Raw genomic sequence first — 18807 nt, forward strand, 5'->3', positions numbered from 1 at the left:
GAATCAGCCCCGCAGTGCGTGGGCGGCGGCGAACGCGAACGCACCACCCGCGACCGCGGGCAGGATCGTCACGGAGTCGCCGTCGTTGAGCTTCGCGTCGAGCGCGCCGAGGAAGCGGACGTCCTCGTCGTTGATGTACACGTTGACGAACCGGTGCAGCCCGCCCTCGCCCGTGATCAGCCGGTCCCGCAGGCCGGCGTGGCGGGAGTCGAGGTCGGTGAGCAGGTCGGCGATGGTGTCCCCGGAGCCCTCGACGGTCTTCGCGCCGCCGGTGTAGCTGCGCAGGATGGTGGGGATGCGAACCTCAATAGCCATGGGAGTTTTCCTCTACGAATGCGAGCGAACTGGACAAAAGGGTCAGGACTGACGGCTTCTCAGCTGCCGGTCTGACACTCGTAGTCGACTGTCGCCGGGCTCTGCCCGAAGAGGTACTTCTGGACGGCGTTCGGATCCACGACTGCATTAACTACCTGAACCGGCTCCTCGGTGACGGCCCCGTCCACGATGCGGAACGACCGGACCTCGGTCACCTCCGGGTCCCGGGTGGAGACGAGCAGGTAGTGCGCGCCGGGCTCGCCGGCGAACGAGACGTCAGTGCGCGACGGGTAGGCCTCGGTCGCGGTGTGCGAGTGGTAGACCACGACCGGCTCCTCGTCGGCGTCGTCCATCTCCCGCCACAGCCGCAGCTGCTCCTTCGAGTCGAACTCGTAGAAGGTCATGGAGCGGGCCGCGTTTTCCATCGGCACGTGCCGCTCCGGGCGGTCGGAGCCGGCCGGACCCGCGACGATCCCGCACGCCTCGTCCGGGTGGTCCCGGCGGGCGTGCGCGACGATCGCATCGAGGATCGCGGCGTCGATGGTCAGCACGACAACAGCCTACCGAAACCCGAGCGCCACTCGCCCGTGACGGGGGTCTCACGGTACGCCGATCTCAGCCCATGAGGGCGCCGACGAGCGATTCCTGGAGGTAGGTCAGGTACTGGTACACGGAAAGCTGGGCCACCCGCGCCGACGTGGGGTCTTTCAGGATGGCCTCGTCCAGCTCGGCCTCGATGTCCACGTCGTCGTCGGCGATGCCGAGCCGCAGCCCGAGCGTCAGCCGGACGTCGGTCAGGGCCCGCAGCCACGCCTCGGCCTGCTCCTCGTCGAGCGCCACCTCCCCGCCCTCCACGGGCAGGGCGTCGAGCAGGAGCGCGGCCTGCTCCAGCTTCGAAGAGCGCAGATCATCTTCCGTGTACCGCCGCAGCTCCGCCGAAAGCGCCGGATCATCGCGGTACACGTCGGGGAACAGGCGCTCGATGACCGGATCGGTGCGGTCGAAGCCCTCGGACAGCAGCGTGATGACCTCGAGCATCACCTCGTTGAGCACCGCGGCCTCACCCGGGCCGAACCGGGCCACGCAGACCGTCCCGGAGCGCACGAACATCGTCACGACTGTTCCACCGTCGCCCAGAGCCCGTGGGCCTGCAGGCGGGACGCGTCGTACTCCATTTTCTCGCGGGCCCCGCTCGTCACGATCGCCTTGCCCTTCTGATGCACGTCGAGCATGAGGCGTTCGGCCTTCTCCTTGCTGTACCCGAACAGCTTCTGCAGGACCCATGTCACGTAGCTCATGAGGTTGACCGGGTCGTTCCAGACCACCGTCACCCACGGACGGTCGGTCTGGGGCACCTCATCAACCTCGACGTGGGTCTCTTCGATCGGTAGGACCTGCGGCGCCGCCATACCAACATGGTGCCATCAAGCGAGCAGCACGCCATGGTCGACCGCATCCCCCGCAATGATCGACAGCGCCTGCCGCAGCTCCGCGTAGCGCTCGCTGAGCTCATGGCCCAGTTCGACCTCGATCTCACGCAGGGCGTGCTGCAGCCAGCGACGGCAGTCCTTCTTGTCCGGCAGCTTCGGCGGGCCGCCCGGGGCGTGCCGCGCCTGCCACATCGCATACGAACCCGCGTTGAGCCCGATGCCGAGCGGCGAGACCACGCGGCCGGCGTCGCCCGGCTCGGCCGCACCTGTCGCGGAGAGGCTGTCCAGCGCGCCGGCCCCGGTGAGGGCGGCGACGCCGGACGTGGTGGTGACCAGCAGCGCCCGGTCGCGCTCCCGGCCCTCGTCGCGGGCCGCGTCGACGGCCCGGCGGGCGGCCCCGGCGATCCGGGCCAGCACCGCCGCGTCGGGCGGGGTGTCCAGCAGCTCGCCGAAGACCGCGCCGATCACGTCGCGGGTGTCGGCGTCCAGCTGGCGGGTGCTGCGCACGGAGAGGGCGTGCAGCTGGCGGTCGAGCACCCGGGGCAGCTCCGGGCAGCCCTTGCCGGAGCCGAGCTCCTGCACGCAGCGCACGTGGATGGTGGCCAGGTCGATCGAGACCCGCTCGATCGCGGCCAGGCGGCGGGTGCGGATCTCCCGCTCCAGATGCTCCTGCCAGCCGTCGCCGACCGCCGAGACGGTGGCCGCGGCGACCCCGCCGGTGCGGGCGGCGGCCTCCTCGTCGGCCGCGCCCTGCTCGTCGGCCCACGCCTCGAGCTGGTGGCGCAGCTCGGCGACCCCGAAGACCGAGGCCGGGTCGAGCGAGACCGGGAACCAGGGCGCGGTGGCCAGCCTCGGGCCCAGTGCGGCCAGCAGCGCCCGGTTGGCCGCCAGCACCTCGGGCCACTCGTCGTGCTGATCGATTCGGGTCAGTACGAATGCGATGCGTTGCAGGCGGTCGGCGGCGGCCCCGAGCAGGTCCAGGTCGGCCCGGCCGAGCGGGGCGGCCGCGTCGACGACGAAGAGCAGGCCGAGGCCGTCGGCCGCGGCGTCCAGCGAGATCTCCGCGGACACCGCGTCCAGCCCCCCGCTGCCGGGCGTGTCGATCAAGGTGACGCGCTTGAGCAGCGGCGACGGGTGCGTGACCTCGATCCGGCGGGCCGGGCGGACCGGGCCCTTGACCGAGCTGCGCTCCGGGAACGGGCGGGGCTCGCGGTGCCCGGGCACGTAGGCCCACGCCTCCGGCCGGTCGCCGTGGCGGAACACCAGCCACGCGTCACCCGCCTCCATCGGCTCCGCCGGGCGCCGGATCAGCGCGTTGACGAGCGCCGTCTTGCCCGACCGGGCGGCACCGGCGACGACGGCGCAGGACCGGAGGGGCGGCTGCGGCGCAGCGCCGGAAGGCCGGAAGCCCCGGCTGCCGCGAACCGGCATGGCGGACACTGATCCCCCGCTCGTCGCGACGCCGAACGCCGGCGCTGACGTAATGGTCAAATCGATCAGCGGCGCCTGCATGACCCCGAAGCCCATGTGCGACCTCCTTGTGCACGTCCGGGAACCCCGGCCCGAGCGCGCGGGATTGGCGGCGCTGGCGGGCGGGCACCGGAACGCTACGTGAACGGACACTTACAACAGCAGGGTCGGTGGTACTCACTGGGGCCGAACGCACTACTCAAGTTCGTGCTTACGCCGGTACGCGCAGTAATCAACGTATCGATATGCTGCGACGGTGCCTCCCTGGAGCTTTGTCGGCAGAAACGCAGAACTCATCCGTGTCGCCGAGGCGGCCTCCGGCTCGACCGGTCGCGGCCTGATTCTCGGCGGTCCGCCGGGCATCGGCAAGAGCCGATTGCTGCGCGAGGGCGTCAATACGCTTGACCAGGACAGACTCGCCGTCTGGACCGCTACCGCCAACGCCGCCACGGCCGGCCTGCCGCTCGGCGGCCTGGCCCAGGTGCTCCCGCCCGACCAGCCCGCCGGCGGCTCTCCCGCCGGGCTGCTGCGCTGGGCGGTCGACGCACTGCACCGGCAGGCCGCGGGCCGCCCGATCGTGGTGGCGATCGACGACGCCCACCTGCTCGACCCGCTGTCCGCGGCCCTCGTGTATTACGTCGCCCGTTCGGAGAACGCCACGGTCATCGGCACCGTGCGCACCGGCGAGACCGTGCACGACCCGATCAGCGCCCTGTGGAAGGACGACCTGGTCGAGCGCATCGAGCTCGGGCCGCTCACCCTGCAGGAGACCTCCGACCTGCTCCAGCAGGTGCTCGGCGGCCCGGTCGACTCGGCCTCGGTGGACCGGCTCTGGCAGCTTTCCCAGGGCAACGCGCTGCTGCTGCGCGAGCTCGTGATCGCCGCCCACGCGGCCGGCGAGATCGTCGAGAGCTACGGGATGCAGCGCTGGACCGGCCGGGTCGACCTGGCCCCGACCCTGACCGAGGTGGTCGACGCCCGCATCGGCAAGCTCACCCCGCCCGAGCGGGCGGTGCTGGAGCTCGTCGCGTTCGGCGAGCCCATCGGCCTGCCGCTGCTGGTCAAGGCGACCGACATGGCCACCGTCGAGATCGCCGAGGAGCGGCAGCTGGTCCGGGTCGTGGTCGAGGACCGGCGCACGACGGTCCGGCTGGCCCACCCGCTCTACGGCGAGGTCGTGCGCCGCCGCTGCCCGGTCACCCGGTTCCGCCGACTGCTGGCCGACCTGGCCTCGCTGACGGAGGAGTGCGGGGCCCGGCGCCGCGACGATCTGCTGCGGGTCGCCGTCTGGCGGCTGGACAGCGACACCGCCCGCGACCCGGTGCTGCTGCTCAACGCGTGCCGGCTGGCGTTCGCGACCTACGACATGGCCCTCGCGATGCGGCTGGGCCGGGCGGCGGTCGCGGCCGGCGGCGGGTTCAACGCGGCCGAGACCCTGGCGACGATCCTGATGTTCGCCAACTGCCCGGACGAGGGCGCGCACCTGCTCGACCAGAACGAGAGCCAGATCTCCGACGAGAGCCAGCGCAGTCGCTGGCTGGCGATCCGGCACATCACCTCGCACTGGGGCGTCGGCGACTCCTCCACCGTCGACGAGATGGACAGGCAGGCTCACAAGATCATCGACCTGCGGGAGCGCTCCCTGGTGCTGGCCGTCGAGTCGACGATGCGCCTGCACCGCGGCGACTACGGCCTGGCCCTGACCCTGGCCCGCACCGTGCTCGACGGCCCGGCCTCCGCGCCCGGGCCGCGCGCCCTGGCCCGCAGCAACATGGGGCACCTCCAGGCGATGCGGGGCACCCCGGTGCAGACGGTCAAGGCCATGGCGCTGCTCGACGCCGACGCGGCGCAGTGGCGGGCCGAGGTCCCCTACATCCAGCTCGGGATCGAGCTGGCCCGCGGTACCGCCATGATCCTCGCGGCCGACCTGGAGGCCGTCGACGCCATCGTGGCCACCGAGTTCGCCGGCATGGCCGACGCGGGCAACTTCCTGCTCGGCTCCGGCTATCTGCAGATCGTCAGGTCCCAGGCCGCGCGCCTGCGCGGGCACCTCCAGGAGGCCGGGCGCGCGGCCAGCCAGGCCAGCGCCATGCTCGCCACCGGCCGGATCTTCGTGGCCCTGGCCCACGCCGAGCGCGCCCACACCGCCGCCCTGCAGGGTGACGCGGCCGGCGCCGCCGCGGCGTTCGCGCTGGCCGAGGAGGCGCACTACCGCTCGATGGAGGTCCTGTACCCCTGGCTCGAGGAGGCCCGGGCCTGGGTCGCCGTCGCCGCCGGGGACGTGACCACCGCGGCCGAGGTCCTGCGCCTGCTGGCCGCCCGCAACCGCAGCGACGGGTTCGCCGCGCACGAGATGTTCGCGCTCTACGACCTGGGCCGCCTCGGCTTCGCGGCCGAGGTCAACGAGCGGATCAACGCCCTGGCCCAGACCGTCGAGGGCCGGCTCGCCCCGGCCATGGCCTGGCACGTGCGGGCGATGGCCGAGGAGGACGGCGGAGCGCTGCTCGCAGTGGCCGAGGAGCTGGCCGAGATGCACCTGCACCTCTTCGCCGCCGAGGCCGCCGCGGGCGCGGTGACCCTGCTGCGGGGCATCCGCTCGCCGCAGACCCCGCGCGCCGCCCAGCGCCTGGCCGAGCTGCGCGTCGAGTGCCCGCAGGCGGTCACGCCGGCCCTTGTCGTGCCGCAGCCGATGCTGACCGGGCGGGAGCGTCAGATCGCCCGGCTGGCCGCGGCCGGGGTGCCGTCGAAGGAGATCGCGGACCAGCTGTACCTGTCCTCGCGCACCGTCGACAACCACCTCATGCGCGTGTACGCCAAGCTGGGCGTGACCGGCCGGGCCGAGCTCGCCGCGGCCCTGCGCTCCCTGCCGCCCGAGGAGTGAGCGTTGCCTGCCTCAGGAGTGATCGCCGTCCTATAACTCGTGGAATATGTTGGTCGGGTGACCAGTAGTGCACTGCTGACCGACCACTACGAGCTGACGATGCTGTCCGCCGCACTGCGCGACGGCACCGCCGACCGCCGCTGTGTGTTCGAGGTGTTCGCGCGCCGGCTGCCCATCGGCCGGCGCTACGGCGTCGTGGCCGGCACCGGGCGGCTGCTCGACCTCATCGCCGACTTCCGGTTCGGCGCGGACGAGGTCGAGTTCCTGCGCGGGCGCGGCATCGTGGACGACACGACTGCCGACTGGCTCGCGAACTACCGCTTCAGCGGCGACGTGGACGGCTACGCGGAGGGCGAGCTCTTCTTCCCGACCTCGCCGATCCTGACCGTGAGCGGCACGTTCGCCGAGTGCGTGGTGCTGGAGACGCTTATCCTCTCCGTGCTCAACCACGACTGCGCGATCGCCGCGGCCGCGGCCCGGATGGTCACCGCGGCGCGCGGGCGGCCCGTGATCGAGATGGGCTCGCGGCGCACGCAGGAGGAGGCGGCGGTCGCGGCGGCCCGGGCGGCGTACCTGGCCGGCTTCGCGTTCACCTCCAACCTGGAGGCCGGGCGGCGCTACGACATCCCGACGACGGGCACCGCCGCGCACGCGTTCACGCTGCTGCACGACTCGGAGCAGGCCGCGTTCGCCTCGCAGGTGGCGACGCTGGGCAAGCAGACGACGCTGCTGGTCGACACCTATGACATCGCGCAGGGCATCCGCAACGCGATAGCGGTGGCCGGGCCCGACCTGCGGGCGGTCCGGATCGACTCCGGCGACCTGTCGGTGCTGGCCTCCGAGTCCCGGGCCCTGCTCGACTCGCTCGGGGCCACGGATACGCAGATCGTGGTGTCGGGCGACCTGGACGAATACGCGATCGCGGCGCTGGCCGCCGAGCCCGTCGACGCCTACGGCGCCGGCACGGCCGTGGTCGTCGGCTCGGGCGCCCCGACCGCCGGGCTGGTGTACAAGCTGGTCGAGGTCGAGGGTCGCCCGGTCGTCAAGCGCTCGGAGAACAAGGGCACCGTCGGCGGCCGCAAGACCGCCGTGCGCCGGCACAAGCCGACAGGCACAGCGGTCGAGGAGGTGGTCGTCTCCCTGGGCACGCCCGAGCCGCAGCCGCACGACCGCATCCTGCAGCGCCCGCTGATGCGCGACGGCGAGGCGGTGCCCGGCCGGCCGACGCTCACCGAGTCGCGCGAGCACCTGCGCCAGTGCCTCATCTCCATCCCCTGGGAGGGGCTCAAGCTCTCGGCCGGCGACCCCGCCGTCCCGGTCATCATGTCTGGAGGCACCGCATGACGCGGGCGTTGATCGTGGTGGACGTACAGAACGACTTCTGCGAGGGCGGCTCCCTCGCGGTGGCCGGCGGCGCGGGTGTCGCCACGCAGATCTCGGCCGCGCTGGCCGAGGGTCGCTGGGACCACGTCGTGGCCACCCAGGACCACCACATCGATCCCGGCGCGCACTTCGCCGAGCACCCCGATTACGTCAGCACCTGGCCGGTGCACTGCGTGGTCGGCACGGGCGGTATCGCGCTGCACCCCAACCTGGACACCGCCCGGATCGAGGCCATTTTCGAAAAGGGTTCATACGCGGCCGCCTACTCCGGCTTCGAGGGCGCGGCCGACGGCCGGGCCCTGGGCGACTGGCTGCGCGAACGCGATGTGACCGAGGTCGACGTGGTCGGGATCGCCACCGACCACTGCGTCCGCGCGACGGCCCTCGATGCGGTCCGTGAGGGCTTTGTTACGACGGTCCTGCTCGACCTCACCGCCGGGGTCGCCCGAGCGACTACCGCATCTGCGCTGGTAGAACTGCGTGAGGCCGGCGTGACGCTCGTCGGCGAACCGGTCGTGGCCGGGAGCTGACCGGGCGGCGGATGGCACGTGGCTGGACTTGCCGTGTAACAACCGACGTGTACCGTCATCCGGGCAAGACGGTTCCGCAGCACTTGATGTGAGGGTTCCTCACGTCTCTATGTAAGGAGCACCTACACGGAGCGTGGCGAAAGTGGGAAGACTTCGCTACGCTTGCGGGACCTCAAAGGGTCGTCCATGGTGGACGGCTCAGCACCAGGAGGGTCACGTGAAGTTGTCGATCGAGACTCGCCCCTCGGATCAGCGCGACGCAGTGCTGACGCTGAGTGGCGAAATCGACTATGAGACCGCTCAGGAGCTCCGCACCTCAGTGAGCTCAGTGCTCGACGGAAGCATCGATCTCCTCGTCATCGATCTCGCGGGGGTCACCTTCCTCGACTCCACCGGCATCGGCACCCTCGTCGTTGCCAAGCGCATCTGCCACAGCATGGGCGTCAAGCTCGACATTCGCCGGCCCAACCCCTTCATCGCGCGCTTGTTCGCGGTGGTGGGCGTGAGCGACATCCTCGGCGTGCCGATCCCGCCCGGCACGGTCTCCGGCCGTCTCCCCGCCCCTCGGGGTGGGGTCACCCAGCCGGTCTGACCACTACGCACCGTAGCTCTCTCCGGCTTCGGCCGACGCTCCTAGACGACAGCGCGAGGAGCGCCCCGCTCTCACCCCAGCGACGGCGCTCCCCCGCTAGAGCCGTCACAATCCGTGTCAGCCCGTATCAGCGCCTTAACACAGCGTCACCAATTCACCCACCCGGGTGATCATCGGCAAATTTTCATAAGACCGTCATGCTTCCTGCCGCTCCCCTCGGGAACGCACGCAACAGGTAGGACACTCTTGCGTGCCCCACCGGGCGAGCCGTCGGCGTCGGCGCTCTTCAGCGCGTCTGCTCAACGCCTGCCGCCCGGCCCACACGACGATCCGCGCAGCCGCGCGTCGATCACCCCGCAGACCGCTCCCGGCCACTGCGGCTGATGCGCGGCCGGCTTCCGAACGCGGTGTGTCCACGATGGTGGGTTGTGGGTGTGCAGCCATCTGGGTAGGCGTCGGCGCGGTCTTGGCCGTAGTTGAAGGGCCGGGAGTAGATCCATTCGTCGCGCATGGTGCGGTTGAAGCGCTCCGCCTTGCCGTTGGCTTGTGGCCGATAGCAGGCGGCGGTAGGCCAAGGCGTTGTCGGTCGTGAAGTGGACGGCGGCGCGGTGCAGGAATGTTGGCGCGGGTGGTGGTCTTTTTATCGGGGTGGATTCGGCGTAGGCCAGGCGGGTGTGGTCGTCGATGGCCGCATGGAGATTTTCGTAGCCGATGCGGGTGCTGGCGCGGGGATCGGCGGCGTTCGGGGCTGTCGCGGCCGTGAACGCGCAAGCCGCTGCCCTCGCGGAGCCGGCCGATCTGCTTGACGTCGACGTGCACGAGTTCGCCGGGCCGGTCGCGTTCGGAGCGGCGGATGCGCTGGCCGGCGGCCGGTCCAGCCAGGCGAGGCGGTGCGGGCCGTGGCGGACGAGCCCAGCAGCGATGCCGGCCGGTCGGCGGCCCCGGCGTCGACCTCGGCGCGCCGGCGGGCAAGCCGTGTGCGGCCGGTCGCGCGGGAGCAGCCGAGTTCCTTGACGACGTCGGCAACCGGGCGGCCGCCGACGACGACGTGCTGGATGAGCAGGCGGCGTTCCGGTGGGCCATAGTGACCTCCGGTTCGGTGAAGCGTCGCAGCTCCACCTCGCCGGAGGTATTCCTCTTGATCAAGCTGGCACGCCGCGTCGACAACGCTCGTGATCACTACACCTGGCCGCGAGTCACCGCGCCGTCGCGAGCTTTGTCCGGCCGGCACGCCGAGCCCCACTCATCCGCCCGGCCCGCCGCCGCGCGCCCGGTGTGAATACACCGGCATCGACCACCGCCGACCCCGGGCCGGCAGTAGCCCGTGAAGTGCCCCCAGACCGCCCCTCCCGGCCCAAACCGGGCGGCCCGCAAACGAGGGACGCCCCCGGCCGCCGAAGCGGGCCGAGGGCGTCTGGGTGCTCGTGCTGCGTCTAGTGCTGTTCCTGGTACGAGGCCCCACCGTCGGCCTCGGCGCTGAGCGGCTTCGCGCCGCCCGGCGGGGGTGCGTCCAGCGAGTGGCCGGGGGCGTGGGCCGGGAAGCGGGCGTCGAAGGCCGGGCGCTCCGAACGGATGCGGGGCATGCTGTCGAAGTTGCGCAGCGGCGGCGGGCAGGAGGTGGCCCACTCCAGCGACATACCGTGGCCCCACGGGTCGTTGACCTCGACGACGCGGCCGGTCTTGTACGACTTCCAGACGTTCCAGATGAACGGCAGGGTCGAGAGGCCGGTGATGAACGAGCCGATCGTGGAGATCGTGTTCAGCGTCGTGAAGCCGTCGGTGGCCAGGTAGTCGGCGTAGCGGCGCGGCATGCCCTGGGTGCCGAGCCAGTGCTGGACCAGGAACGTGGTGTGGAAGCCGATAGTGGTCAGCCAGAAGTGGACCTTGCCCAGGCGGTCGTCGAGCATGCGGCCGGTCATCTTCGGGAACCAGAAGTAGATGCCGGAGTACACCGCGAACACGATCGTGCCGAAGAGCACGTAGTGGAAGTGGGCGACCACGAAGTAGGTGTCCGACACGTGGAAGTCGATCGGCGGGCTGGCCAGCAGGACGCCGGAGAGGCCGCCGAAGAGGAACGTCACCAGGAAGCCGACCGCGAAGAGCATCGGTGTCTCGAAGGTGATCTGGCCCCGCCACATGGTGCCGATCCAGTTGAAGAACTTCATGCCGGTCGGCACGGCGATGACGAAGCTCAGGAACGAGAAGAACGGCATCAGGACCTGGCCCGTGGCGAACATGTGGTGGGCCCACACGCTCATCGACAGGGCGCCGATCGCGATCGTCGCGCCGACGAGGCCCTTATAGCCGAAGACCGGCTTGCGGCTGAAGACCGGGATGACCTCGGTGATGATGCCGAAGAACGGCAGCGCCACGATGTACACCTCGGGGTGGCCGAAGAACCAGAAGAGGTGCTGCCACAGCATCGCGCCGCCGGTGTCGGCGTCGTAGACGTGCGCGCCCAGGCGGCGGTCGGCCTCCAGGGCCAGCAGCGCGGCGGCCAGGATCGGGAAGACCATGATGACCAGGACGCTCGTGACCAGGATGTTCCAGGTGAACATCGGCATCCGGAACATCGTCATACCGGGCGCGCGCAGGGTCAGGATCGTGGTGATCATGTTGACCGCGCCGAGGATCGTGCCGAGGCCGGAGAGGACCAGGCCGACGATCCACAGGTCGGAGCCGACGCCGGGCGAGTGGATGATGCTGTTCAGCGGCGCGTAGGCGAACCAGCCGAAGTCGGCGGCGCCGCCCGGCGTGATGAAGCCGATGAGCGTGATCGAGCCGCCGAACGCATACAGCCAGTACGCGAACGAGTTGAGCCGCGGGAACGAGACGTCCGGGGCACCGATCTGCAGCGGCGTGATGTAGTTCGCGAACGCGAACACGATAGGCGTCGCGAAGAACAGCAGCATGATCGTGCCGTGCATGGTGAACAGCTGGTTGTACTGCTCAGGGGAGAGGAACTGCAGGCCCGGACGGGCGAGCTCGGCGCGCATCAGCAGGGCCATGAACCCGCCGATCATGAAGAACACGAACGACGTGGTGAGGTACATCAGGCCGATCTGCTTCGCGTCCGTGGTGCGCAGCAGCCGAGCGAACGCCGAGCCCTTGACCGGCTTGTGCACCGGCCATGGCCTGGTGACGATCGGCTTCGGTGCGACGGTGGTCACGAAAGGCCTCCTGAGGCTGTTGAACCAGCTGGCAAGCCAGCTCCGCAGGGTCCCGGGCGATCGCGCGAGCGATCAACAAGTCACCCCGCAGGCAGGATAGTCCTCTCGCCCGACGCTGAAACGCTGGGGTTCAGCTACCGCCCTTGGCCCCGAAGTCGAAGCTGATGGCACCCGCCGCTATTGCGGCCAGCACCAACAAGATGATCCCCCAGAAGATCAGCCGATCGGCGGGAGTCGGGCTTTTCACCGCCCCGAAAAGACGGTTCGTGATCGGCTCGGCCCCGGGGGCGGCCACGGGCGCCGCGACGGGCTCGGCCAGCGGGGTGTCCGGATTATCGGCGACGGACGCAACCGGGGCGGGCCGCGGCGGGCGGTCGCCCAGGGCCTGCAGGACGATCAGGACGGCGCCGGCGAGGACCAGCAGCACCCCCAGCACGGCGACGATCACGGCGATCCAGTCGCGCACGGCGGCCTCCAAGAGAGAGATCTATCTGCCTCAGCAGGCTAGAGACAGGCGGTGAGCCCGTACAGACCCCAGGGAGACCCGGCTCACGGCGCGCCGCTGAAATTTACAGACAGAACCCCGGTCGCGAAACCTTGCGGCAATCTCGTGTTGACACCGCAGAAACGGTGTATGACGCTGCGGTATGGAAGCGCTCCCAAAATCGACGACTTGCTATCTGAGGAGGTCGCGATGTCGATTACCGCCGCTCCAGAAACGCTGGATCCCACGCACTCCCCCATGCGTGACACCGCCGAACACCCCACTCTCGCCCACGTCGCCGCCCTTGCCGGCGTGTCTTCCGCTACTGCTTCACGCGTGCTCAACGGCTCCGCCCGAGTCTCGCCGACCGCCCGTCAGCAGGTTCGTGACGCCGTTGATCAGCTCGGTTACGTTCGTCAGCGCGCCGCCCGCGCTGTGGACCGCCGCCCCCGTTCCGTCGCCGCAGTGGTGTGTGAACCCAACGCACGCCTCTTCGCCGATCCGTTCTACTCCCGGGTGCTGGCGGGCGCCAGTGCCGCGTTCGCCGAGCGCGACATGCCCATGCTGCTGGCCGCGGGTGAACGGCCGGCGTCGCTGCAGCGGTACCTCAGCAGCGGCCACATCGACGGCGTGATGCTGATCTACTGCCGTAGCAGCCACCCCCTCGTCGTCACGCTCCCGGCCCTCGGCGTCCCGGTCACCCTGATCGGCCGCCCGCTGCAGGGCAGTGCGCTGTCCTACGTCGACGCCGACAACCGGGGTGGCGCCCGGCAGGCGGTGGAGTACCTGGCCCGCACGGGCCGCCGCCGGATCGTCACGATCGCCGGGCCGCCGGACGTCTCGGCCGGGGTGGACCGGCTCACCGGGTTCCGTGAGGGGCTCGAGCGCGCCGGCCTCGACCCGGGCCCGATCGCGTACGGCGACTTCACCCGGCCGGCCGGGGTACACGCGATGACCCGGCTTCTGGATCATCGGCCGAACCTCGACGCCGTCTTCTGCGCGTCCGACCTGATGGCGGTCGGGGCACTGCACGCACTTCGCCAGTCCGGGCGCCGGGTCCCGGAGGACGTGGCCCTGGTCGGCTTCGACGATCTGCCGCTCGCGGCGTTCACGCAGCCGCCGCTCACCACCATCAAGCAGCCGGTCGAGGAGATCGGCGCGGCCGCGGCCCGCCAGCTCCTCGCGCAGATGAGCAACGAGTCGTGGGACGAGCCGCCAGTGCTGCCCACCACTCTCGTACGCCGGCAGAGCGCCTGAGCCCCGGTCCTGCCGCCCACACCGGCAGGACCGACAGGGACCGGTATCGCAGATGCATCCAAGCGCCGCTATCCAGGCGAATGACTGGGTATGCGGCTCTTGGACCTGTTGGACGCGGCCCGGGATCTGGACTGCGGTGCCGTCGCCGGCATCGTGGTCACCCTGACGGCACAGCACGGCGTCGCCGAGACCTGGACCGGGGCCTGCGTCCCCGCCCTGCGGCGGCTGGCCGCGGGCCCCGACCGGCCCGGCCGCCCGATCGACATCGCGGCCGAGCACACCCTCAGCGTCGGCATCGCCCGCGGCCTCGACCTGGTCAGCGCCCCGCGCCACGACGACATCCGCAGCAACCACGTGCTGCTGGCCTGCGCACCCGGCGAGCAGCACGACCTCGCGCTCAAGGCCCTCTCGGCGGCCCTGTTCGAGCGGCGGGTCGGCACGTTCGCGCTGGGTGCGAGCCTGCCATGGGAGTCGCTGTTCCTGGCGACCGAGCGCACCGCCCCCGGCACCGTCGTCGTCTGGTCGCAGACGGCCGACTCCGCCGACGTCGCCGGCCTGCTCACCGTGGCCGGCTGCTTCCCCGACACCGCCTTCCACGCGGGCGGCCCCGGCTGGCTCGCGGCCGGGGTGGTGCCGCGCCTCACCCGGGCCGGGCTGTCGTATCTCACCTCCCTCGACCTGGCCGTATCCGCCTGCGCCCGGGTCCGCGAGCCGCTAGACATGGAGGCGTGAAGGCGATCACGCTCAGCGCGGACCACCACCTGGCCCTGCAGGACCTGCCCGACCCGCGCCCGGCCCCGGACCAGCTGCTGCTGGCGATCCGCGCCGCCGGCGTCGACCGGGCCGATCTGGACCACGCCGAGGGGGTGCCGGGCCGTGAGGTGGCCGGCGTCGTGCTCGCCCGCGGTCCGGAGGTCACCGGCTTCGTGGTGGGCGACGAGGTGTACGCCTGGACCGACGGCGCCTACGCCGAGCGGGCCGCGGTGTCCGAGGGAACCGCCGCGCACAAGCCGGCCAGCTTCTCGTTCGTCGAAGCGGCGGCGGTACCCCGAGCGGCGGTCGCGGCACTCCAGGCGCTGCGCGCGGCCGGCACCGGGGAGGGCGACGTGGTCCTCGTGGCCGACGCCGCGAGCGGTCCGGGCCACTTCGCGGTGCAGATCGCCCGGGCACTGGGCGCCGAGCGCGTGCTGGGCACCGCGTCGCCGGAGGACGACGACTTCCTGCGGGAACTGGGTGCCGAGCCGGCGGGTGTACTGTCACAGGCCGACGTCGTCGTGGAGTTCACGGGCGGCGAGACGACCGCGGCCGCCCTGCGCGCCGTCAGCGATCCGGCCCGCGCCGTCTCGACAGTCAACCCGGCGATCACCGCCGCCGGCGGCCGCTACGCCGCACCCACGCCCTCCGCGGCCGACCTGCGCTGGCTGGCCGACCTGGCCGACCGGGGCCTCCTGCGGGTCGCCCTGCACCGCCAGCTGCCCCTGGCGCTCGCGGCCGACGCGCATCGCCTGCTCGACAGCGGTGAGGTACGCGGAAAACTGGTGCTGACGCCCTGAGACCCGGCCCCGAAAACAGTCGAGGCCGGAGCACCCCCGGCAGGTGGCGCCCCGACCTCGACCGCATCACGGTTGCCGTTTACTGACCACCCCAGCAGCAGCAACTGTTTTTGTGAGCAACGTTGTGGCGTGACCGTGCGCCGGTGGACCATCCAGGGAGGCTTCCGGTTTTTCCGGCGCCGGTCACAGGAAGAACTATCCGCCGCCCACCTGATGGCCAACCCAAACGGCGCTGTGAAGTTGCTGAGTGCCGGGCCCGCTAGGCCACCCGCAGCACCTGGCCGAGCACCCGCACGACGTCACCCTTGTGCAGCTGGCGCCCGCGCCGGGTGTCCACCTCGCCGTTCACGGTCACCTCGCCGTCGAGGACCAGCTCCTTGCTCTCCCCGCCCGACTCCATGACGTCAGCGAGCTTCAGGAACTGCCCCAGCCGGATCATGTCGCCGCGGATTTCGATGTCTCTCACAACCGTGCAGCGTATCCGGGGCGGGTGTTGTGCAGATCTCGTGACGGCCCGCGCCACGCGCCCGGATGCGGCCCTACGCTGCGGGCATGACGCGGATCCGGATCTGGCTGGTGATCTTCCTGGTGGGGCTGGTGGCCAGCGGCGTGACCGCGTTCCCGCTCGAGCACGAGGTGCGCTGGCTGCACCACCTGCTCGACGGCTCGCCGGCCCCCCAGGGCCTGGTCGACTGGATCGCGCGGGTGGATCGCGGCATCGCGGAGACGAACGACAGGTACCCCTTCATCATGTACGGCACCGACTGGCTCGCCTTCGCGCACCTCGTGATCGGCGTGGCGTTCTGGGGCCCGCTGCGCGACCCGGTGCGCAACATCTGGATCATCGAGTGGGGCATGATCGCCTGCGTCGGCGTCGTGCCGCTCGCGCTGTTCGCCGGTCCGGTCCGCGGCATCCCGCTCTGGTGGTCGGCGATCGACATCTCGTTCGGGGTCTTCGGCATCATCCCGCTGCTGGTCGTCCGCCGGATGATCAAGCGCCTACCGCCGATCGGCGGCGACAACCAAGATGCTCCCGAAAAACCGTTGCGGGTGATCCACGGAGCTGGCTAATTTGGGAGTACACGGGAAAGGAGGTGGTCCAAAGTTGTGTAGCAATGGGACTCGTGAGGTGGCTGTCCGCTAGTCGCCGTCCTCTGGACTCGCACTTCGTGTGTCCGCCCGGATGGCGGTCAGGCGAATACGAGACAGCAACCCAGCCCCCGAGGCTTTCCGGTGTAGTCCGACCGGCCCACGCGCCTAGCGCGGGAACCTCGGGGGCTGTTCCATTAATCTGTGAACCGTGATCGAAGCGAAGCGGCTACGGGAACACGTCGAGGCGCTCACCGCACACGGGCCGCGGTTCGAGGACCTGCCCGGTGTGCCGGCCGCCCTGCGGTATGCCACTGACCAGCTCAGTGCCGTGGGGCTGAAGGTGCGGGTCGAGCGATACGGGCGGGAGCTGCACGAGGTGAACCTCGTCGCCGAGATCGAGGGCGGCACCTCCGACGACGCCGTCGAGCTCTGCGCGCACTGGGACTCCGTCGAGACGAGCCCCGGGGCCGACGACAACGCCAGCGGCGTGGCCGGGGTCCTGGAGGCCGCGCGGGCCCTGCGCGACGCCGACCTGCCGGCCCGCACGATCCGGTTCGTGCTCTTCGGCGGGGAAGAGGCGCAGTTCGACGGGAGCGCGGCGCACCAGGCCTTCATCACCGAGAAGACCGAGTCGATCGTGTTCGAGATGATCGGCTTCACCGGAGCGGCGCAGCGGCTGCCCGAGGAGCTCGAGGACTACCTGGAGGCGCCCGAGCGGGGCGACTTCATCGCGCTCGTCGCCGACGACAACTCCCAGGGGCTGCTGGCGCGGTTCGCGCGGCACCTGGAGGTACCGTCGCTGCCGCTCGTGCTTCCGGAGTTCGCCAAGGAAGTGGCGATGCGCAGCGACCACGTGCCGTACTGGGAAGCGGGCCGCCGGTCGCTGCTGGTGACCGACACGGCCGACTACCGCAATCCGCACTATCACCGGCCGTCCGACACCGCGGAGACGCTGAACTACGACTTTGCGGCGGCCGTCGTCAAGGCGGCCGTCCGGACGATCACCACGATCGCCCAATGACGTCGGCCGCGGCGTCGATCCGGCTGTTGATCGCCGACGACCAGGCCCTCGTGCGCGGCGCGCTCGCCGCCCTGCTCGATCTCGAGCCCGACCTCACGGTCGTCGCCGAGGTCGGGCGCGGGGACGAGGTAGTGGCGGCCGCGCGCGAGCACCGGCCCGACGTCGCGCTGCTCGACGTGGAGATGCCCGGCATCGACGGGATCGCGGCCGCGGCGGCGCTGCGCAAGGCGCTGCCGTCCTGCAAGGTGCTCATGGTCACGACGTTCGGCCGGCCCGGGTACCTGCGCCGGGCGATGGCCGCCGGCGCCTCCGGGTTCGTGGTCAAGGACACGCCCGCGCGGCAGCTGGCCGACGCCGTGCGCCGCATCGCCCAGGGCCTGCGGGTCGTCGACCCGACGCTTGCCGCCGAGACCCTGGCCAGCGGCGACAGCCCGCTCACGCCCCGCGAGGCCGATGTGCTGCGCGCGGCCCGGGAGGGCGGCACCGTGGCCGACGTCGCCGCCCAGCTCGGCCTGTCCGAGGGCACCGTGCGCAACCACCTGTCGGCGGCCATCGGCAAGACCGGCGCCCGCACCCGCGCCGAGGCGGTCCGCCTGGCCGACGAAAACGGCTGGCTCTGATAGCGCTCCCATCGGTTTCATGCGGGTGGATGCCGCACCCGAAGGGCTGAATGATTCCGGCTGGGGACGTAGAGTCGCGGCATGACCGCACTTCTCGCCAGCGGCCGCGACGCGGATGTGTATGCGCTCGACGACCGGCGAGTGCTCCGGCGGTATCGCCGCGGCGGCGACGTCACCGCGGAAGCGGCGATCATGCGCTACGTGTCGGACCACGGGTTTCCGGTGCCCCGCATCTACGCGGCCGAGGGCGCCGACCTGGTCATGGAGCGCCTCGACGGGCCCACGATGATGGGCGCGCTCGGCGACGGCACCCTCGACATGCGCTCCGGGGCGACGGTCCTGGCCGACCTGCTGGAGCGGCTGCACAAGGTCCGGGTCCGCGCGGCCACCGACCCCGGCACCCGCATCCTGCACCTCGACCTGCACCCCGAGAACGTCATCATGACCGAGGGCGGCCCGGTCGTCATCGACTGGCGCAACAGCTGCGAGGGCCCGCCGGAGCTTGACGTGGCCATGACCGCGCTGATCATCGCGACCGTCGCCGTGCTGCCCGGGCACCAGTTCAACAACCACGCCGAGCTGTTCCTCGACACGCTCATGAGCTGCACCCGGGACAACCCGCTGTCGCAGCTGGAGGCGGCGGTGCACCGGCGCACGGCCGACCCGAACGTCACCGCCGACGAGAAGGCCCACCTGCTCGAGGGCAAGCTGCTCGTGACCACGGCCGCCCGCGCGCGCTTCTGATCACCCGCCCGGGGCGGCGCCCGCCGTCGGGCCCGGCGCCACGCTTTCTGTCATGGAAGCACTCTTCGTCCGGCAGGTGAACATCGGCGTCGCCGACATGGACATCGCCGTCGACGATCGGTTCACCACCACCCGGGTCGTCGTCGAGCGCGCCGTCATCACCGACCGCCAAGGGCGCAAAAGCCGAGAACTGCTGCTGGTGTACTGCGCGGACGGCACCCGGGCCCGCGCCGCCGCCCTGCACCGGGCCGCCGACTCTTGTTGA

Annotated in this window: 20 protein-coding genes and 1 pseudogene; 12 read left to right on the forward strand and 9 right to left on the reverse strand. The window is 71.1% G+C overall.

Annotated features, from left to right (window positions below):
* Positions 1 to 3: 3 nt before the first annotated feature.
* From Dvina_RS48160 to Dvina_RS48180, 5 genes are all read right to left on the reverse strand, one after another.
* Positions 4 to 315, reverse strand: a complete 312-nt coding sequence (locus Dvina_RS48160) for a MoaD family protein (protein ID WP_223098538.1) — start codon at positions 313 to 315, stop codon at positions 4 to 6.
* A gap of 59 nt (positions 316 to 374) precedes the next feature.
* Positions 375 to 866, reverse strand: a complete 492-nt coding sequence (locus Dvina_RS48165) for a M67 family metallopeptidase (RefSeq protein WP_223098539.1) — start codon at positions 864 to 866, stop codon at positions 375 to 377.
* A gap of 64 nt (positions 867 to 930) precedes the next feature.
* A complete protein-coding gene (locus Dvina_RS48170; protein ID WP_379993183.1) occupies positions 931 to 1425 on the reverse strand; it encodes a DUF2017 domain-containing protein in 495 nt (164 codons plus the stop codon).
* A 2-nt stretch (positions 1426 to 1427) separates the two neighbouring features.
* Complete coding sequence (clpS, locus tag Dvina_RS48175) at positions 1428 to 1724, reverse strand: ATP-dependent Clp protease adapter ClpS (protein ID WP_223098540.1); 297 nt, start codon at positions 1722 to 1724, stop codon at positions 1428 to 1430.
* Between the two features lie 15 nt (positions 1725 to 1739).
* Positions 1740 to 3272 carry a hypothetical protein gene (locus tag Dvina_RS48180; protein ID WP_223098541.1) on the reverse strand — a complete coding sequence of 511 codons (1533 nt, stop codon included), beginning with the start codon at positions 3270 to 3272 and terminating at the stop codon, positions 1740 to 1742.
* Between the two features lie 199 nt (positions 3273 to 3471).
* Between Dvina_RS48180 and Dvina_RS48185 the strand changes: the two genes are divergently transcribed.
* The 4 genes from Dvina_RS48185 to Dvina_RS48200 all read left to right on the forward strand — a co-directional run bounded on the left by Dvina_RS48185 (position 3472) and on the right by Dvina_RS48200 (position 8601).
* Positions 3472 to 6096, forward strand: coding sequence for a LuxR C-terminal-related transcriptional regulator (locus Dvina_RS48185; protein ID WP_223098542.1), 2625 nt, complete (start codon positions 3472 to 3474; stop codon positions 6094 to 6096).
* 99 nt (positions 6097 to 6195) lie between these two features.
* Positions 6196 to 7440 (forward strand): nicotinate phosphoribosyltransferase, encoded by a 1245-nt coding sequence (locus Dvina_RS48190; RefSeq protein WP_223106132.1) that lies wholly within the window; start codon positions 6196 to 6198, stop codon positions 7438 to 7440.
* Positions 7437 to 8009 (forward strand): nicotinamidase, encoded by a 573-nt coding sequence (locus Dvina_RS48195; RefSeq protein ID WP_223098543.1) that lies wholly within the window; start codon positions 7437 to 7439, stop codon positions 8007 to 8009. Before Dvina_RS48190 ends, Dvina_RS48195 begins: the two co-directional genes overlap by 4 nt.
* 217 nt (positions 8010 to 8226) lie before the next feature.
* Positions 8227 to 8601 carry an STAS domain-containing protein gene (locus Dvina_RS48200; protein WP_223098545.1) on the forward strand — a complete coding sequence of 125 codons (375 nt, stop codon included), beginning with the start codon at positions 8227 to 8229 and terminating at the stop codon, positions 8599 to 8601.
* A 349-nt stretch (positions 8602 to 8950) separates the two neighbouring features.
* Here the strand turns inward: Dvina_RS48200 and Dvina_RS55895 are convergent.
* From Dvina_RS55895 to Dvina_RS48215, 3 genes and pseudogenes are all read right to left on the reverse strand, one after another.
* A pseudogene (locus tag Dvina_RS55895) lies at positions 8951 to 9664 on the reverse strand (integrase core domain-containing protein).
* Positions 9665 to 10034: 370 nt separating this feature from the next.
* Entirely contained in the window at positions 10035 to 11771 is a 1737-nt protein-coding gene (gene ctaD, locus Dvina_RS48210) for an aa3-type cytochrome oxidase subunit I (protein ID WP_223098547.1), read from the reverse strand.
* Positions 11772 to 11901: 130 nt separating this feature from the next.
* A complete protein-coding gene (locus Dvina_RS48215; RefSeq protein WP_223098550.1) occupies positions 11902 to 12237 on the reverse strand; it encodes a hypothetical protein in 336 nt (111 codons plus the stop codon).
* Between the two features lie 276 nt (positions 12238 to 12513).
* Between Dvina_RS48215 and Dvina_RS48220 the strand changes: the two genes are divergently transcribed.
* The 3 genes from Dvina_RS48220 (at position 12514) to Dvina_RS48230 (ending at position 15065) form a co-directional block, all read left to right on the forward strand.
* Positions 12514 to 13512, forward strand: a complete 999-nt coding sequence (locus Dvina_RS48220) for a LacI family DNA-binding transcriptional regulator (protein WP_223098552.1) — start codon at positions 12514 to 12516, stop codon at positions 13510 to 13512.
* Positions 13513 to 13602: 90 nt separating this feature from the next.
* Positions 13603 to 14244: a hypothetical protein gene (locus Dvina_RS48225; RefSeq protein ID WP_223098555.1), complete on the forward strand. Its 642-nt coding sequence runs from the start codon at positions 13603 to 13605 to the stop codon at positions 14242 to 14244.
* A complete protein-coding gene (locus Dvina_RS48230; RefSeq protein WP_223098556.1) occupies positions 14241 to 15065 on the forward strand; it encodes an NADP-dependent oxidoreductase in 825 nt (274 codons plus the stop codon). The genes Dvina_RS48225 and Dvina_RS48230 overlap by 4 nt, the downstream gene beginning before the upstream one ends.
* A gap of 259 nt (positions 15066 to 15324) precedes the next feature.
* On the opposite strand, the gene Dvina_RS48235 is transcribed toward Dvina_RS48230, so the two are convergent.
* Entirely contained in the window at positions 15325 to 15531 is a 207-nt protein-coding gene (locus Dvina_RS48235) for an RNA-binding S4 domain-containing protein (RefSeq protein WP_223098557.1), read from the reverse strand.
* Positions 15532 to 15617: 86 nt separating this feature from the next.
* On the opposite strand from Dvina_RS48235, the gene Dvina_RS48240 reads away from it, so the two are divergent.
* The 5 genes from Dvina_RS48240 to Dvina_RS48260 all read left to right on the forward strand — a co-directional run bounded on the left by Dvina_RS48240 (position 15618) and on the right by Dvina_RS48260 (position 18807).
* Entirely contained in the window at positions 15618 to 16136 is a 519-nt protein-coding gene (locus Dvina_RS48240) for a hypothetical protein (protein WP_223098558.1), read from the forward strand.
* Positions 16137 to 16365: 229 nt separating this feature from the next.
* Positions 16366 to 17178, forward strand: a complete 813-nt coding sequence (locus Dvina_RS48245; RefSeq protein ID WP_223098559.1) for a M20/M25/M40 family metallo-hydrolase — start codon at positions 16366 to 16368, stop codon at positions 17176 to 17178.
* Entirely contained in the window at positions 17175 to 17798 is a 624-nt protein-coding gene (locus Dvina_RS48250) for a response regulator transcription factor (RefSeq protein WP_223098561.1), read from the forward strand. Before Dvina_RS48245 ends, Dvina_RS48250 begins: the two co-directional genes overlap by 4 nt.
* An 81-nt stretch (positions 17799 to 17879) precedes the next feature.
* A complete protein-coding gene (locus Dvina_RS48255) occupies positions 17880 to 18542 on the forward strand; it encodes a phosphotransferase (protein WP_223098563.1) in 663 nt (220 codons plus the stop codon).
* Positions 18543 to 18594: 52 nt separating this feature from the next.
* Positions 18595 to 18807: a hypothetical protein gene (locus Dvina_RS48260; protein WP_223098566.1), complete on the forward strand. Its 213-nt coding sequence runs from the start codon at positions 18595 to 18597 to the stop codon at positions 18805 to 18807.

It is taken from the genome of Dactylosporangium vinaceum (assembly GCF_019904175.1).
GTDB classification, from domain to species: Bacteria; Actinomycetota; Actinomycetes; order Mycobacteriales; family Micromonosporaceae; genus Dactylosporangium; species Dactylosporangium vinaceum.